The organism is Ruminiclostridium herbifermentans, assembly GCF_005473905.2.
GTDB lineage: Bacteria > Bacillota > Clostridia > Acetivibrionales > DSM-1351 > Ruminiclostridium > Ruminiclostridium herbifermentans.
The window spans coordinates 3,409,526-3,426,318 of record NZ_CP061336.1 but is presented as its reverse complement, the minus strand read 5'-3'; the positions used below and the strand labels follow the sequence as shown (position 1 = coordinate 3,426,318).

The following is a 16,793-nucleotide window of genomic DNA, read 5'->3' as shown; positions in this document are numbered from 1 at the left end:
GAATTTGGTACTTACGTACATTAACATTTTTTAAAGCTTACTACCATTATCTACCCATTCTTTTGCGTTTATAACATTGTCTACGGAAGGAATGGAAACATTAGAATTTTTTTGCTTGTTTTTTTCATTTGCCCATGCAGCAGTTCCTTCATTGTCTGTAGGCTTTGAGGATGATAGACGTTTGTTGTTGCTACCGTCTAATTGATTATTTTTTTTTGTCATTTTATTACCTCCAAAGGTTAAAATTTTTTAAAATAATTAATATTTGTAAAAACACATAGTGTAAATAATATTTGTTATTTTTAAATATTTATTCTGTTATTTTATTAAACATATAATTTTTTTGTTTCAAAGTTTGTATTTGTGGAAATATTATATGGAACTTTTTAGATGTATTTTAAAAATCATAAAAATAATAGATTTGATTAAGCGCGTAAATTTCATAGACAATGAACCATATATTTATGTCTAAAGTCAATTACTGTTCAAGTCTGTGGTGATATTTTACAAGGAGGGTTGAAATTTATGACATTTTAAATGCAGCTTAGTTTTGAATTTGATATCTGACAAGAGTTAAACAGGAATTTTTTTCTATTCTTATGCATTCTAATGCGGCATAGAAAAAAGTAAAATTTTGACCATTTTAGTGGGAGAAACCTCAAATTCAAAAAATCATTGATACTTTTAGGTATTGGATAGTATTAATTTGCTTGTTTTATACTATAAAGTTGTATTTTGGTGAAAAAAGAAGTAATATATATAATATATTCGTAATATATTAGAAAATCTGATAAGTTTCAACTATTAAAATACAATTATTAATATGCAACGTAAAATTATAAAAACGTACATGTGATACTATGTTTGAGTACTGAAGTGGATGAATTATATAGAATTTATGGGTGATTATATGCAATTTAGAATATTGAAAATTATTTTTTTTACTTTTTTAGCGATAATGTTTTTTTACACTAACGATGCATTTGCAGCAGATATTACTGTTGGTAGTGTTACATATAATGGAAATGATTTTACTAAACTGCAAACTTTCTTAAATTTGAATTCTGCAGTAGCAGGAAAAACTAATGGAAAGATGATAAATACAGCATATGATGAGAATGATCCTGCAACATGGTCTGGAATTGTTTGGACTGAGGATGCTATAAAACGCGTTAAATCAATATCTTGGAGCAAAAAATCACTGTCTGGTGACTTGGATATAAGCGGTTGTGAATCATTGACAATGCTGGTCTGTGATTCAAATTCACTGACTTCGCTAAATGTAACTGGTAATACAAAATTGACCTCCATTCGCTGTAATACAAATAAATTGACATCTTTAGATTTAAGTACAAATCTAAAATTAGATACACTATACTGTCATACAAATAATTTAAGTACCTTGGATTTAAGTGCAAATACCTCACTATTGTATTTGTATTGCTATTCAAATAAATTAACTGAGATAAATGTCAGTGCCTGTGCGTTATTGAATGAATTCTATTGTTATTCAAATCTTTTAACTTCAATTGATGTAAGTTCAAATACTTTACTTAGTAAGTTTGCCTGTGAATCTAATAAACTAACTGCTTTAGATGTAAGTAAGAATACTGCACTTACTTATTTAGCTTGCTATTCTAATAAAATAAGTGCACTAGATGTAAGTTCAAATACAAATTTGCTTGCATTACACTGCTATACAAATGAAATATCACATTTAGATTTAAGCAAGAATGTTAATTTAACCACATTATCATGTAATAATAATCCTCTAGGGGAACTTGATGTGAGTTATAATACAAAATTGACTTCGTTAAGATGTGATTTAAACAAGCTTACTGAACTAGATGTAAGTAAGAATACGGAATTAACATATCTACAATGTGATACAAATAAATTGACAACCTTAGATGTAAGTCAAAATACGAAACTGAATGATTTAAGATGCTACTCTAATCAACTGACAGAATTAAATTTACAAAACAATGTTGCACTGACTAAGCTTGTTTGCGATACAAATAAACTTACCAATTTGGATGTAAGTAAAAATGTCTTGCTTACTTCTTTGGCTTGCTATTCAAATCAGATAGGTTCTTTGGATTTGAGTGCCAATACCAGCTTAGTTTATTTGTATTGTCAAGAAAATAAGCTGAGCCAGTTAGACGTAAGCAATAATACAGAATTAAAAGAATTATTTTGTTACGGGAATCAATTAACGGCATTAGATGTCAGTAAAAATATAGAATTGGTAAATTTGAGATGCTATTCAAATAAACTGAGTGAACTTTCAGTTGATAAAAATATAGCATTGACTCAGCTGGTATGCTATTCAAATCAAATCACAGAGCTTAATCTAAGCAATAATATGCTGTTAACTAATATAGATTGCAGTTCAAACCAACTAACTGAACTTGATGTGAGCAATAATACCGCTTTGACAACAATACATTGTCAGTTTAATAACTTAACTGAACTTGATGTGAGCAACAATGAACTGCTGACGGAATTATGGTGCCATTCAAATAATATTACTTCTTTAAATATTTCTCAAAATACTAATTTGAAAACAGTTTGGTGCTATACTAATAAATTAACTTCACTGGATTTAAGCAAGAGTAAGGGCTTAGATTACTTAAAGTGTAATGATAATTATTTAAAAGATATAAAAGTTAATGTGTCTAATAAAAGTATTGATATAGCTGCTAATGGAAACGGATATGTTGAACTATCGAGAAACTCAGTATTTCAATTTTATGTTGTAGCCGTTCCTCATTCGGGAAGTATATTTGACAGCTGGACACAAGCAGGCACTAAAGTATCAGATAGTTTAACTTACAATTTGGTATCTGGTAATAGTTATGATCTGAAGGCAAATTTTTCTCAGAATATTGTATTTGATTCTCAGGGTGGAAGCGATATTATAAGCCAAGTTGTTGATTACGGAAGTAAAATAACTCAACCAGAGAACCCAATTAAGGCGGGATTTGAATTTGGAGGCTGGTATAAAGAAGCAGAATGCATAAATGAATGGGATTTTGAAACTGATACAGTTACGCAAAACATAATATTATATGCAAAGTGGGTGAATAGCACTCCGCTGCCCACTGTATATACAGTAACATTTAATGTAGATGGTGGAAGTGCAGTGCCAGCTATCGTAAATATTGCATCAGGAAGTAAAATAACCCAGCCTGAGAACCCAATTAAGGCGGAATTTGAATTTGGAGGCTGGTATAAAGAAGCAGAATGCATAAATGAATGGGATTTTGAAACTGATACAGTTACGCAAAACATAATATTATATGCAAAGTGGGTGAATAGCACTCCGCTACCCACTGTATATACAGTAACATTTAATGTAGATGGTGGAAGTGTTGTTCCAGCTATCGCTAATATTGCATCAGGAAGTAAAATAACCCAGCCTGAGAACCCAATTAAGGCGGGATTTGAATTTGGAGGCTGGTATAAAGAATCAGAATGCATAAATGAATGGGATTTTGCAACTGATACGGTTACACAAAATATAATACTATATGCAAAATGGACAGCTAAAGAACCAGTAGGGACAACTTTCGTGGTAATGTTTGATAGTAATGGCGGAAGCAAGGTGTCTGCCATTAAGGATGTAATTGAAGGAAGCAAAATTACAGAACCTGCGGAGCCAACTAAGACAGGATATGATTTCAAAGGTTGGTATACGAATTCTGCATTAACTGATTTGTGGGATTTTGCAACTGATACAGTTAACGAAGACATGATATTATATGCAAAATGGGTTATAAAAGAGTCAGCAGAGCCAACTTTTGTAGTAGTGTTTGACAGTAACGGCGGAAGTAAGGTGTCTGCCATTAAGGGCATTATTGAAGGAAGCACAATTACAGAGCCATTAGAACCTACCAAAGAGGGTTATATTTTTGAAGGCTGGTATAAAAATTCTGCGTTAACTGATTTATGGGATTTTACAGCTGATACAGTTACTGAAGACACTATATTGTACGCGAAATGGACAGCAATTACTCCACAGCCTTCGGTATTTATAGTAAAATTTAATTCCACTGGAGGAAGTATTGTTCCAGACATAAATGTCACATCGGGAAGTGCTATAACAGTACCTTTAGAGCCTACTAAAGAAGGGTATACTTTTGCAGGCTGGTATAAAGAAGCTGAATATATAAATGCATGGGATTTTGATATAGATGTGGTTAACGAAAATATTATACTATATGCAAAGTGGACTGAAAAGGAACCATTATCAACTTGCACAGTTATGTTTGACAGCAACGGAGGAAGCAAAGTGGCTGCCATAAAAGATGTTATTGTTGGAAGTACAATTACAGAGCCTCCTAAGCCTACTAAAGAAGGATATGATTTTGAAGGCTGGTATAAGAATTCTGCATTAACTGTTTCATGGGATTTTGCTACGGATAAGGTTACTGAAGATATAATACTATATGCAAAATGGAAAGTACGTAGCAGCGGTAGTGTGTTTGTTCCAAGTGTTGTTACTCAAAATGATAATAATGCTCCTATAATTGTTAACGGAAAAACTGAGTATATAGCAAAAAGTGTAACTGAGAATGTGGATGGTAAGGAAATTACTAGAATAATAGTTGATGACAAAAAATTATCTGAAAAAATTGAACAAATTGGAATGTATCCGAAAGCTATCATTCCTATTAATACTGTTTCCCAAATAAAGATAACTGAGTTAAATGGGCAAACAGTAAAAAATATGGAAGATAAAGGAGCTGTTTTTGAAATTGTGGCAGGAGAAATTACATATACTTTGCCTGCTAATCAAGTAAATATTGGAAGGGTTAGAGAAGAAATTGGTCAAAAGATAGAACTGAAGGATATTAATGTAATTATTAAAATTAGTGATGTATCAACAGACATACAAAATTTAATTAGATCTGCTGCCCAAAAGAATAATTATGAGGTTATAACTAAGCCTGTAGAGTTTTCTATAACCTGTACTAATGGCAATAAAGTAGTAGATGTATCAAAATTTAATAAGTATGTTAAAAGAACAATTGCTATACCAAACAGCGCTGATTCTGGCAAAATAACAACAGGAATAGTATTAAACGATAATGGTACTTTATCACATGTACCAACTGCTATAGAAGAAATAGACGGTAAATATTATGCAAAGATTAATAGCTTAACCAATAGTGTTTACTCCGTTATTTGGAGTCCTAAAAGGTTTAACGATGTTGAAGGGCATTGGTCAAAAGCTGCTGTCAACGATATGGGGTCAAGACTTGTTATAAGCGGTGTTGGAAATGAGATTTTTCAGCCGGACAATTACATAACTAGAGCTGAATTTGCTGAAATTATAGTAAAAGGGTTGGGGTTAATGAGAATCGGAACCTTTAAGTCCAGCTTTGAGGACGTAGATAAATCTGCATGGTACTATAATTCAGTAGCAATTGCCAGTGAATATGGCTTGATATCAGGCTACAATAATAGAGAATTTAGACCCAATAATAGAATTACACGTGAAGAAGCAATGACTATTATTGCAAAAGCAATGAAAATAACCGGTCTGAACGTTCAGTTTTCGCTTGGTGAAGTTGAGGATATTCTTAAATCATTTGGAGATATAGAACAGGCTTCTTATTGGGCAAAAGAAAGTATTGCTGCATGTGTTAAAGCAGGAATAGTATCTGGAAGAAATGGTCACAGGATAGCTCCTGATGGCAATATGACAAGAGCAGAAACTGCAGTTATTGTTAGGAATTTGCTCATGAAATCAGAGTTGATTTGATATTTTGCTTTTGTATTCTAGCTGACTTAGGGCTTATTGAAATTTAATGTTCATGTTTAAAAGCTTTAGAGGGGTAGTTGAAAAATTTTCTGTAAACTGATGTCTTATTGAAATAAATAGTAAGCAGCAATATATCTAATGTGAAGAACGGTTAGAAATTGATACTAGAAGTATTAGGTGAAGAATAAGTATGCAGCCGACACAGCTAAAGAAAGCAGCTGTGAGTATAAATCAGGACAAGATGCTCTGATAATACCGTTGGCGAAGGTGCTTGTTTTTCACCTTATTTAATTCAGCGTATATTTTCGGGGTAAGCAATAGATTATGTTGCGTGTGAGTACTATTTAAGGAGTACGCTGTTTATTATATCATTTTTTTGTTTTGAAACAGACCTTTTTTGATTAAAGTTATTTATCCTTATTCATCAAGCCATTGATAAGTTTAAATACCGATAGATTTTGTGCTGGGAAAGTTGAATTGCTTATATTAAACTGACTTTGATATTTTTTCCGCGTACAGGCAGCTTTGAGATAATTTATGGCATGTATACGAAATGGTGATTTAAATAATAATTGAAATAATATTTTGCTTGTTTTGCTGATTGAGTATTTCTAATCAAATTCAAGAATATATTATCAGTATGGATTTTCAGTATGGATTTTATTTGTACGGGAAATAAATGTAAATTCGAAATAATGAAGTATCATTATTATAGGGGCTTTAAAGGTAAAGTATGTTAAAAAATCGTTAACTTTTTAATAAAGGGTATACGAATTGAGACTTTTAGTTTAAATTGTAGTATATAGAATAAATAAGACAAAAGAGTAAAGGGGTTTGGTAATGGATACATTAGTACAATATGCAGTTAAATTTATTGATTTAGTGTTGCACATGGATGAGCATTTACCTCAGATTATTAATGACTTTGGTATTTGGACATATCTGATTTTGTTTCTAGTAATATTTTGTGAGACGGGTTTGGTAGTTACACCTTTTCTTCCAGGAGATTCATTAATATTTTTGCTTGGAGCTTTAGCTAAAGCAGGGGATATAAATTTTCCTGCTATAATTGCTGTGCTGATGTTAGCTGCAATTCTAGGTGATTCGTGCAATTATGAAATAGGAAAGTTCTTCGGTGCTAAATTATTTAAAAATGAGAACTCAAAAATCTTCAAAAAAGAGTATCTTGATAGAACCCATGAATTTTATGAAAAGTATGGTGGTAAAACAATTATAATTGCAAGATTTGTTCCTATAATCAGAACCTTTGCTCCATTTGTTGCGGGAATGGGTTCTATGAATTATAGTAAATTTATTAGTTATAATGTTGTTGGCGGAATTGGCTGGGTTGCTATTTTTTCATTCGGAGGATTTTTCTTCGGTGCAATCCCATGGGTTCAAAACAATTTCTTTATTGTTGCGATAGTCATAATACTGATTTCACTAATGCCAGCAGTTATTACCCTATTGAAAAATAAAATGAGTAATTCAACAAAATAATTCTTAAGGTGTAAAGTGTCTTGTATGTGACCTTCAATATGTAATATAGATGGGGTTGTAAATAAGTATCGCATTTTTATAGTTGAAAATTATAGATGTAGCAACATCATTTTTGGGAAATTTTATATAAAATATTTTGCTTTAAAGATTGGTAAACATTGTTATATAAAAATATAATTTTCACACAATATTTATGCGATAGATGAGAAAGATATATATTGTTGAAGGGAGGTGATAGTTTTGAAAAAACTACAGATTCTGATTGCTATCGCTTTTATATTCTCAATAATATCTTCAAGTACATTTGCAGTTCAAACTATCAATAATGGAGAACAGGTAGGTGCAACTGAACAGGACGCAGGCTTTTTCAATAGGAATCATAAGCATGACAAGTGTGATAAGGATCCAATAAAAAGACTTGAGGAAAGAAAAAAGGAAATTGAGAAGGAATTGAAAGAAGGTAATATAACAAAGGAAAAGGCTGAGGAACTAACTAAAAAAATTGATGAACGAATAGCAAAAATAAAGGAGTTCGACAGTCTTACATTACCACAGAAAAAAGAGCGTATCAATCAAAAATTCAAGACTCATATTGAGCAGAATGTAAAAAAGGGAATCATGACAAAAGAAGAAGGCGATAAGGCTATTCAGGAATTCAATAAACAGTTGGAGAACTGGGATGGCAATAATTTCCCTAAGTTTAAGGAAAAAAGTGAAAGACATAGATAGTAAATAATATTAACACGCATGTTTAGCAATATCAGTGTTAGTTAGGATATTGTAAACATGCGTGTTTTAGTTATTAAATATTTTTAAATTTTTGTATTTATCTGAAATAATAATTTATACATACGTTTTTTGAATAGATGTCTGGGTTTAAGAGACGATATTATTGCAGCGAATAGGATGATAAAGCAGCCTACTACTGCATGTATTCCAGTAAATTTTTCACCTAAAATAGCCGCTCCAAGTATTGCAGTTGTTACAGGCTCAAAGGAATAAAGAATGGTGGCGTTTTCAGGACGTATATACTTTATTGCAGAACTTTGAAACAAGGATGTAAATATTATCACTACAGCATTTAGCCCAATCAGTACAAAGAACAATGGATTTAAAATATTCCCAAAAGCAATAGAACTTTTTTCAAACATAAGTGACAATACTAAAAAGGCTATGAAATTAGTAGCGTGCTGAAAAAATGTAAACTGTACTGGATTAACTTCATTTAAAAACTTATTCTGCAATGCTATGTACAGTGAAAAACATACAGCATTGCAAAGAGCAAATATGTCTCCTAAATTAATCTGTAGACCTTTTCCGTAGCATGTAATTAAATAAATACCTCCCATTGCAAGCAATGCAGAAATTATAATTTTCGGAGTGGGAGCTTTTCTGTCTAGTATAGACATTATTATTGGTGTAATTATTATAGAAAGCTGTACTATAAATGCAGTGTTTGCACTTGAGGTTCTTGTCAGTGCAAGCATACAGAAGGTGTTGCTGGCTACAGAAACAAGACTTATCAATATACAAACTGTAATATTTCTTTTGTTAAAGTCTGTAAGATGTTTTTTGAAAAGTACAACAGTTATTAATAATCCTAATATTGAACAAATAAATAGGATGAAAAAAGGTGGCAGTATATTTAATAACATTTTTGACCATATGTACGAGGAACCCCAAAATAAGGCGTTTAGCAATAAGAAAAACTGAGCATTTGCTTTGGTGATTATTTTCATAAACATCCCCGCCCGAATATTTATTTGCCTTACAGTATAGTATATTCTGAAAGTTGGTCAAGTTCTTTGCATAATATGCTTAAAAAGTGCGCAAAAGCTGTCTATATTAAATTGAAGATCAAAGCTAAATCTATTCTTTAGATGCATAACTAAATATATAGTATTGCTGGATTGAAATTTGAATCTTTTAAATTATTCCATGTGTTTGCTGCTACAGATATACAATTGGTGTGATAAAAGAATGTTTAGTCAAAAATTATTTGGTTTACATATAATGTACTATATATATGAACTGGTTTAAGAATTAAATATTATTTTGTTGAGGTGAAAAATGTTTATTGAACAAGGTGTTAAAAGAGGACAATTGAATAATGACTATAAATTTTTTCACTTAAAAGACAGGAGTGATTTTCAATTTGAGTTTCACTACCATGAATTCAATAAAATAATAATATTTTTATCTGGAAATGTAATTTACAATATTGAAGGGAAGTCATATAAGTTAATGCCTTGGGATATACTTTTTGTTCCGAGAAATCAAGTACATAAGCCCATAGTTGAGCCTGATGAAGAATATGAGAGAATAGTTCTTTGGATTAATGATGATTTTTTGAGACAACATGGCAATGAGGAAGATGATCTTTTAACCTGCTTTAAATTAGCAAGAGAAAACAGACATTTACTAAGACTTTATAAACATTCCATAAATACAATTAAGGCCATACTTACTAAAATTGAATTAGAAGAAAATGGTGTTCAATTTGGAACTAGGATTTTATGTAATGCATTATTTTTGGAATTTATTATATATATTAATAGACTTCAGATGAAACCAGGCGGACATGTAGAGGAAGTTGAAGTAAAATTTGATGAACAAATCCAAAATATTATTAAATACATAAATGCTAATTTAGACTCTGATTTAAGTATTGATATGCTGTCTAAAATGTTTTATATTAACAAATATTATTTGATGCATAAATTTAAGGCAAATACAGGCTGTACAATACATAATTATGTTAATTTTAAGAGGATGCAAAAATGCGCTGCTTACATCAATGAGGGATTATCACCTGCTGATGCAGCAAGCAAATGTGGATTTAACGATTATTCCAGTTTTTCAAGAGCTTTTTCAAAAATGTTTGGGGTTTCGCCTAAAAAGTATTCACAAAGCATTTTTAAGGAATAGTCTTTAAGAAATAGTCAAAAATATAAAACTTTTGATTTAATAATTTGCTTTAATACATCTATGCAATAAAATCAACTTTCCATTGATAAGTCACTATACTAGTAATTATAACTTGGAAAGTTGATTTATTAACATAATCTTCAAACATAATCAATTGAACTGGAATATTAACTGCTAGATATTTCAGAGAAGGTTTATAAAAAAAGACAATCATCTATGCTTTGAACTTTTTTAAACTATATACATTAGAACATGCTTATTAAATGTTATCTAAAAAAAGCAGCAACAACTTTTGTCAGGATATTTTTTTCAATACTATTAAGAGGCTTGCTTTTTAATAGACTTATTATCTCACCATACTCTTTTTGAACATCAATATCAAACGTAGTAGCTCCAAATATGTTTTCTATATGACTTTTAGAGTTTGAAGAGTCTGAAGAAGTATTGCTATTATCTAAAACTTCTGTTATAAATATCATTTCACCTGATAAATTTATTGTAATAAATTTGCTATAACAGGTGCTAGCATCTACCTCCCAAGTACTTGAGCATTCAAAAAAGCCTTTTTGTTTTTCGTGAATAGATATTATATTTAATACTTTGTCTAATCCATTTTTCATTATGGCTTCCATAATTTCAGATGAATTTTTGTAGAAGGAATATTCGATATAGTCTTGAGTCTGTTGTAGGTATTGCATTAATTCATATACTTCCATAGTAAGTGCTCCTTTACATTCTTCGGAATTTTTATACATACTATATCGGTTTATATGTTGCTTTTTATTAGACTAGAAATTCAAAAACTTAATTTTTGAATGGGCAAAATGATTTAATAAAAAGGGAAAATATATCTTGAAATGATATATCAAGGTGTGATATAATCGTCTTGTGATATATCATAATGTGATATAGTATTTGTGTTATAGGAAAATTGTATACATAATGTAATGTGTACTTAGAGAAAAATCTAGAATTACATTAAAAATAAGGTGTAGAGGCTATCGGTTTGAAAAATGATGAGTTTATATTACTGTATTCATGGCATTTTTCACATAGCATGAAACAATGAGTAGCTTTTTGTAAATTGAGCAATCTGCTTTTTCAAGCAGGAAAACCATTTTAGCGGATTTTAAAATTTTACTAAAGGAACTGACTATTAATTAGACGAGACCCGTAGAAGTCTTTACAAAATTTTATACCTAAATAGGGGAGAGGAGGTTAAGGTGAAAGAACAACTAAAAAAATCATATTTACCAATGAGTGAGTCAGCATATTATATATTGCTATCACTAAAAAAGCCGAGACATGGTTATGGGATAATTCTATATGTAAAAGAAATTACAAAAAACAGAATTACTTTAGGGGCAGGGACAATATATGGTACTCTCACAAAGTTTGAAAAGGATAACCTAATTGTATCGGCAGGTGAAGAGGACAGAAGAAAATTATACAAGCTGACCGATGATGGAGTTTGGCTTTTAGAAGAGGAATTAAGAAGAATTGATGAACTATGTAAAAATGGTCATAGTATATTGGAGGGATTATAATGATTAGGATATTTAAGTGGTGGTGGGCATGGAATTATGAAAAAATAGAAAGTTGGCTTGAAAGTATGGAGAATAGTGGCTTGAGGTTGGTTAAAACAAAATTTAAAGGAGTGGTTTTTTATTTCGAAAATTGTACTCCAACTAAAGCTAGATATTGCATTGATTATCAGGATAAATTGACACCTGAGTATATATCAATAATTAATGATGCTGGTTGGAAGATAAATCAAATTGGTATGGGGTGGTATGTATTAAGAAAGCAGTATGAAGATGAGAGACCAGAACTATATACTGATTTTGATGCTCTTATAGCTAGAAACAAAAAATTGTTGAGAATAATGATTGGCGGTCTTTTGCTAGAATTTATTTTTCTAGGAAAACTAATTTATAGTGCAATTAAATTTCCAAGTAATGATATTATAGCTCAAGTAGGTTTTTTAACTGCGTTTGTACTTGCCTTCTTTACATTTTCAATTACTAATTTGTCACTGCAAATACACAAATTTAAGAATAAAAACATATAATAAAAGTTCATAGATGAAAAATAAATAAGTAATATTACAATAGATGAAAAATAATTAGAAGTAATGTGGAAAAATAAATGTATTAATTGACTGTGGAATATTGGTATTGTGCTAAAAAGTGTATAAAATATTGGAAATACAATAATAAATACCAAAGTAATTAGTGGTATAATTGGAAAAACATACATTTATTACGTGTTGCCACTATGTTAGGTCTTGCATATAATGGTCTTAGGAAATGATATGCTGTATAATAAGTCTGAAAGAATGTAATGTTATTCTCTTGGCACTTATTACATGGGAGAGCGACATGTATTATCCAATAAAGCTAAAGCCGGTTTATAAGGATTACCTTTGGGGTGGTCGTTACTTCGAAAAGTTAAACAGAGAGCTTCCAGATGGTACTGTTGCAGAAAGCTGGGAACTTTCTTGTCATAAAAATGGTGTTAGTGTAATTGCAAATGGTGAACATGCAGGAAAAACCCTTCCGGAGATAATTAAAAATGATTCTATAAATATTCTAGGTAAAAATTTCCCTGTCAATTGTGAGGAAATACCGCTATTAATAAAACTTATAGATGCAAATGACAAGCTTTCTGTACAAGTGCATTGTGAAGATAACTATGCAGCAGTGTACGAGGGAGGCTTAGGAAAAAATGAAATGTGGTATATAATGGACGTAAAGCCAGAGGCAAAGCTTGTGGCAGGTCTTAAACCGGGTGTAACAAAAAAAGAGTTTGACAATGCAATTAGAGAAAATAGAATAGAAGATTGCCTTCAGAATATAGAGGTTAAACCTGGAGATGTTATCAATATACCAGCTGGATTGGTTCATGCAATTGGGGCTGGGATAGTAATTGCGGAGATACAGCAGAGTTCAGATACAACATATAGAGTTTATGATTATAACAGAGTTGACAAAAATGGTGCCAAACGTCCTTTACAATTGGAAAAGGCTATGGATGTAATTAAATTTGATACAAATTTCAAAAATATCAAGTGTGAAGGCGTAGATATTAAAATAAATGAAACCTGTAATAAGACAATTTTTTTAGCAAACAAGTTTTTTGCCTGTGAGAGATATGATGTAGATGGGAGTGTCTCTGAAATTTGTGATGGCAGCAAGTTCTATGTGTTTATATGTATTGAAGGTAATGGAGTTATAGAAACTGAGAAAATGACGGTTGATTTTAAGGCTGGAGAGACTATTTTTTTGCCTGCTATGCTAAATGAGTATAAGATGGCGGGAACATTTAAAGCTTTAAAAACCTATGTCCCTGACTTTGTTAAAGATATTGTAGAGCCTATGAGAAAGGCTGGGTGCAAGAATGAGGACATTTATCGTGTGTTAAATCATTAGAATATTTAACTGTTTGCTGTACTGGATTACATTATTTTAATTTGATAATAGAGGCTTTTACAAAACAACAACTTATGATATTGAGGATTTTCATAAGAAATGTTACGCAGTAGCAATACATATAATTGCGAAGCTAGGTTAGGAATTGATACTAAAAATAGTAGGTGAAGAGCAAATAATATAGCCAACATAGCGGAAGTAAGTAACTGGGAGTATTAATAAAGACTAGATGCTTTGGTTATATAGTTGGCGGAAGTACTTGTTCTTCACCCAAATTATTTCAGTGCTAATTTGGGGAACGTGCATGGAGTATACTTTACAGGTGTATTAATAAACACTATACTGTTGATTATATAATTCTTGTTTTGCAGCAGACCATAAAATACTAATGTACTATGGATGGTGAATGTGGAAGGCAGCTTAAAGTATCGATGAACTCATAATTCGAAATGGCACCATGTAAGTACTAGCTATAATTTCTAGGTATTTTTGAGTCAAACCTTTATAAGTTTGGGTGAATGCAATTTAAATAAGAAATGAATTTTATTTTTTAGTTGTATATGTGTTTTGGAAATAAAACGGCTTTAAGCATACTTAATATACAATTTAAACCATATATGATAAAATATTTAAGCGTGAATTTTTATGTTTTTCTTGGTTTATGGCTCTCATGGTGTGTTTATTAATAAATGTTTATGCAAATGAGCAACTAGAAATATAGACTGTGCTTTAGCATGACTTAAATTGGGATGAGTTAATCACAATAAACAATAAATTGGAGGAACAAAAATAAAATGATTTCAGTGAAAAACTTAACAAAGGAATACAAAAAGATTAAGGCAGTAGATAACATATCACTTACTGCAAAACCGGGTGAAATTACAATATTATTAGGACCTAATGGTGCTGGTAAATCAACCACCATTAAGAGTATAGCTGGTTTATTGAAATTTGAAGGTGAGATAACTATATGCGAATTTCCTAATAAAACAATAGATGCAAAAAGGATATTTGGTTACATACCTGAAACACCAGCCTTGTATGAACTGTTGACTCCTTGGGAGCATGCAGAGTTTATAGCCAAAGCGTACAAGCTAAATAATGATTGGAAAGACAAAATTAAAGTTATTTTCGAAAGACTTGAAATTTATGATAAAAAGGATAAATATGTACGTGAGTTATCAAAAGGAATGACACAGAAGTTGAGCATTGCTTTAGCGCTGTTAACAGATCCAAAGGCTGTACTTTTTGATGAACCTTTGGTTGGACTGGATCCAAAGGCTATTAATGAAGTTCTGAGTATTTTTGAGGAACTTAAAGCTAGTGGAAAGAGTGTTTTTGTAAGCACCCATATTATTGATACAATTAACGATGTGTGGGACAGAGCCTACATCATGAATAAGGGGAAAATTATATGCGAAGTCACAAAAGATCAGCTTGAGGGCGGAGATTTGAAAAAAATGTTCTTTGAACTTACTGAGGGGGCTGAAGCTTAATGGAGGCAATATTGTATTTGCTCAAAAGACACTATATAAATAAAATTAAACGTGCCTTTTCCAGTGTAGTTTCTACTATTATTACAGTAGTTGCAGTATTTGGATTAGGATCTTCTTTTGTTTTATCATTTATAGCAAAACGGCAGGCTGCTGACGGTGTATTTTCAGAAACTATTATGGCAGGCATAATTTTGTTGATAGGGGTTATTTTATACAATTCTTTTCTTTCAAGAGATACTGGCATTTTAACAATGGCAGATGCAAATTTTCTGTTTTCAGGACCCTTTGAGAAGAGGACTGTACTAGCCTACATATTAATTTCAACAGCTCCTGTTTCTGTTTTGACCGCACTTTTTATTTGCTTTTACTTTCCGTATATATTAGGAGCTGCGCTTACAGTACCCAAATTTATAGTAGTTTTGCTTGTTATCAGTCTTTTATTTGGCTGTATATATCTGTCCTATTACTATTTCTATATTTTAGATATAGAGAAACCAGGTTTTAAAAAGAATGCAAGGATAATATTTTTGACCTTAATTGGAGTTTTAGTGCTTGTGTTCGTGGTTTTATTTATTATTACAAGCTTTGATTTAAAACAGACTTCACAGAGACTATTCACACATTATTTATATAATCTATTTCCGCTATTTGGTTGGGCAAAATGGGCCATAAGTTCCTTGCTCACTGAAAATATCTTATTTGGTTTTATTCCAGCTGTGGCATTGCTAGTTTTTGTTAATGTTATATTGTGCATAGCATTATACAATACTAAAACTGATTTTTATGAAAAGACTTTAGAAGACTCAATCAATCTTCAAAAGCTATTAGATGACAAGAAGGCAAATGGAAATGTCGATGTCAGATCTGTAGCTAAACTAAAGAAAAAAGCTTCAAATGTGGAGTTTAGCTTAGGAGCAGGTGCTATTTATTCAAGACAGAAACTTGAAAGTAATAAATTAAGTCTTGGAGCTAGATACAGGGAATTGTATATGGGACTTATTTATCTAGCTTTTGGAGTAATATTTGGGCTTGATTTTTATTTTGTCATGATGATGATTGGATTTAGTTCATTAACTATGTCATTAAATGACTCCTGGCATAGGGAGTTTAAGAAACCATATGTGTTTTTAATTCCAGCATCTTCATTCAGTAAGCTGATTGTATCAATTTTGCCAGGACTAACTAAAACTTTAATAAGTGGAGTAATCTCAATTACTATAGCTGGTTTAGTTTATAAACTAGAACCTGTAAATTTAATAGGTTATTTGTTGATATTTGCGAGTTTTGTTGTTTTATTTATATTTGCAGAAGTGTTAACATATAGAATGATTGGGCCTAGTGCTAATGCTGTAGCAGTAACCTTTATGAGAATGTGTTTTGCTTTAGCTACCTTTATTCCTGCTATTGTAGTAATAGTTGTAGTTTCATTTGTATTAAATGATATACCTAATATGTTAGTTACAGCAGCATGCTTATTGCTGACTAATTTGCTTACTAGTACTTTGCTTGCTTTTTTAAGCAGAGGGATTTTTGAGAATAGCGAAATAATGGATTAATGTGCTTTTCCTATTTGACACATATATGTATTTATTGTAAAATAGCAATTATTATTAAGGATGTATGATATCTTAATAATTGCTATTAACTTTGCAACTTAATTAGACTCAA

General features: G+C 31.1%; 12 protein-coding genes. 9 read left to right on the top strand and 3 right to left on the bottom strand.

What is annotated here, in order from left to right:
* Nucleotides 1-30: 30 nt before the first annotated feature.
* Complete coding sequence (locus EHE19_RS13785) at nucleotides 31-222, bottom strand: CDIF630_02480 family spore surface protein (RefSeq protein ID WP_137696699.1); 192 nt, start codon at nucleotides 220-222, stop codon at nucleotides 31-33.
* A gap of 688 nt (nucleotides 223-910) precedes the next feature.
* Here EHE19_RS13785 and EHE19_RS13780 point away from each other — a divergent pair.
* The 3 genes from EHE19_RS13780 (at nucleotide 911) to EHE19_RS13770 (ending at nucleotide 7,999) form a co-directional block, all read left to right on the top strand.
* Nucleotides 911-5,770 (top strand): InlB B-repeat-containing protein, encoded by a 4,860-nt coding sequence (locus tag EHE19_RS13780; RefSeq protein ID WP_171003513.1) that lies wholly within the window; start codon nucleotides 911-913, stop codon nucleotides 5,768-5,770.
* A gap of 840 nt (nucleotides 5,771-6,610) precedes the next feature.
* Nucleotides 6,611-7,270, top strand: a complete 660-nt coding sequence (locus EHE19_RS13775) for a DedA family protein (RefSeq protein WP_137696697.1) — start codon at nucleotides 6,611-6,613, stop codon at nucleotides 7,268-7,270.
* Between the two features lie 231 nt (nucleotides 7,271-7,501).
* Nucleotides 7,502-7,999: a hypothetical protein gene (locus tag EHE19_RS13770; protein WP_425314289.1), complete on the top strand. Its 498-nt coding sequence runs from the start codon at nucleotides 7,502-7,504 to the stop codon at nucleotides 7,997-7,999.
* 83 nt (nucleotides 8,000-8,082) lie between these two features.
* Here the strand turns inward: EHE19_RS13770 and EHE19_RS13765 are convergent, their stop codons facing one another.
* Nucleotides 8,083-9,009 (bottom strand): DMT family transporter, encoded by a 927-nt coding sequence (locus tag EHE19_RS13765; protein ID WP_137696695.1) that lies wholly within the window; start codon nucleotides 9,007-9,009, stop codon nucleotides 8,083-8,085.
* Between the two features lie 331 nt (nucleotides 9,010-9,340).
* Here EHE19_RS13765 and EHE19_RS13760 point away from each other — a divergent pair, with 331 nt between their 5' ends.
* A complete protein-coding gene (locus tag EHE19_RS13760; RefSeq protein ID WP_137696694.1) occupies nucleotides 9,341-10,198 on the top strand; it encodes an AraC family transcriptional regulator in 858 nt (285 codons plus the stop codon).
* Nucleotides 10,199-10,464: 266 nt separating this feature from the next.
* On the opposite strand, the gene EHE19_RS13755 is transcribed toward EHE19_RS13760, so the two are convergent.
* Complete coding sequence (locus tag EHE19_RS13755; RefSeq protein WP_137696693.1) at nucleotides 10,465-10,914, bottom strand: hypothetical protein; 450 nt, start codon at nucleotides 10,912-10,914, stop codon at nucleotides 10,465-10,467.
* A gap of 507 nt (nucleotides 10,915-11,421) precedes the next feature.
* Between EHE19_RS13755 and EHE19_RS13750 the strand changes: the two genes are divergently transcribed.
* From EHE19_RS13750 to EHE19_RS13730, 5 genes are all read left to right on the top strand, one after another.
* A complete protein-coding gene (locus tag EHE19_RS13750) occupies nucleotides 11,422-11,745 on the top strand; it encodes a PadR family transcriptional regulator (protein WP_137696692.1) in 324 nt (107 codons plus the stop codon).
* Complete coding sequence (locus EHE19_RS13745) at nucleotides 11,745-12,269, top strand: DUF2812 domain-containing protein (RefSeq protein ID WP_137696691.1); 525 nt, start codon at nucleotides 11,745-11,747, stop codon at nucleotides 12,267-12,269. The genes EHE19_RS13750 and EHE19_RS13745 overlap by 1 nt, the downstream gene beginning before the upstream one ends.
* Nucleotides 12,270-12,579: 310 nt before the next feature.
* Entirely contained in the window at nucleotides 12,580-13,629 is a 1,050-nt protein-coding gene (locus tag EHE19_RS13740) for a type I phosphomannose isomerase catalytic subunit (RefSeq protein WP_137696690.1), read from the top strand.
* 794 nt (nucleotides 13,630-14,423) lie between these two features.
* Complete coding sequence (locus EHE19_RS13735) at nucleotides 14,424-15,125, top strand: ABC transporter ATP-binding protein (RefSeq protein ID WP_137696689.1); 702 nt, start codon at nucleotides 14,424-14,426, stop codon at nucleotides 15,123-15,125.
* Nucleotides 15,125-16,681, top strand: coding sequence for a putative ABC exporter domain-containing protein (locus tag EHE19_RS13730; protein WP_137696688.1), 1,557 nt, complete (start codon nucleotides 15,125-15,127; stop codon nucleotides 16,679-16,681). Before EHE19_RS13735 ends, EHE19_RS13730 begins: the two co-directional genes overlap by 1 nt.
* Nucleotides 16,682-16,793: the final 112 nt, after the last annotated feature.

Coding starts and splice junctions, on each gene's coding strand:
- EHE19_RS13785 (WP_137696699.1), bottom strand. CDS start 222: ATGACAAAAAAAAATAATCAATTAGACGGTAGCAACAACAAACGTCTA.
- EHE19_RS13780 (WP_171003513.1), top strand. CDS start 911: ATGCAATTTAGAATATTGAAAATTATTTTTTTTACTTTTTTAGCGATA.
- EHE19_RS13775 (WP_137696697.1), top strand. CDS start 6,611: ATGGATACATTAGTACAATATGCAGTTAAATTTATTGATTTAGTGTTG.
- EHE19_RS13765 (WP_137696695.1), bottom strand. CDS start 9,009: ATGAAAATAATCACCAAAGCAAATGCTCAGTTTTTCTTATTGCTAAAC.
- EHE19_RS13760 (WP_137696694.1), top strand. CDS start 9,341: ATGTTTATTGAACAAGGTGTTAAAAGAGGACAATTGAATAATGACTAT.
- EHE19_RS13755 (WP_137696693.1), bottom strand. CDS start 10,914: ATGGAAGTATATGAATTAATGCAATACCTACAACAGACTCAAGACTAT.
- EHE19_RS13745 (WP_137696691.1), top strand. CDS start 11,745: ATGATTAGGATATTTAAGTGGTGGTGGGCATGGAATTATGAAAAAATA.
- EHE19_RS13740 (WP_137696690.1), top strand. CDS start 12,580: ATGTATTATCCAATAAAGCTAAAGCCGGTTTATAAGGATTACCTTTGG.
- EHE19_RS13735 (WP_137696689.1), top strand. CDS start 14,424: ATGATTTCAGTGAAAAACTTAACAAAGGAATACAAAAAGATTAAGGCA.
- EHE19_RS13730 (WP_137696688.1), top strand. CDS start 15,125: ATGGAGGCAATATTGTATTTGCTCAAAAGACACTATATAAATAAAATT.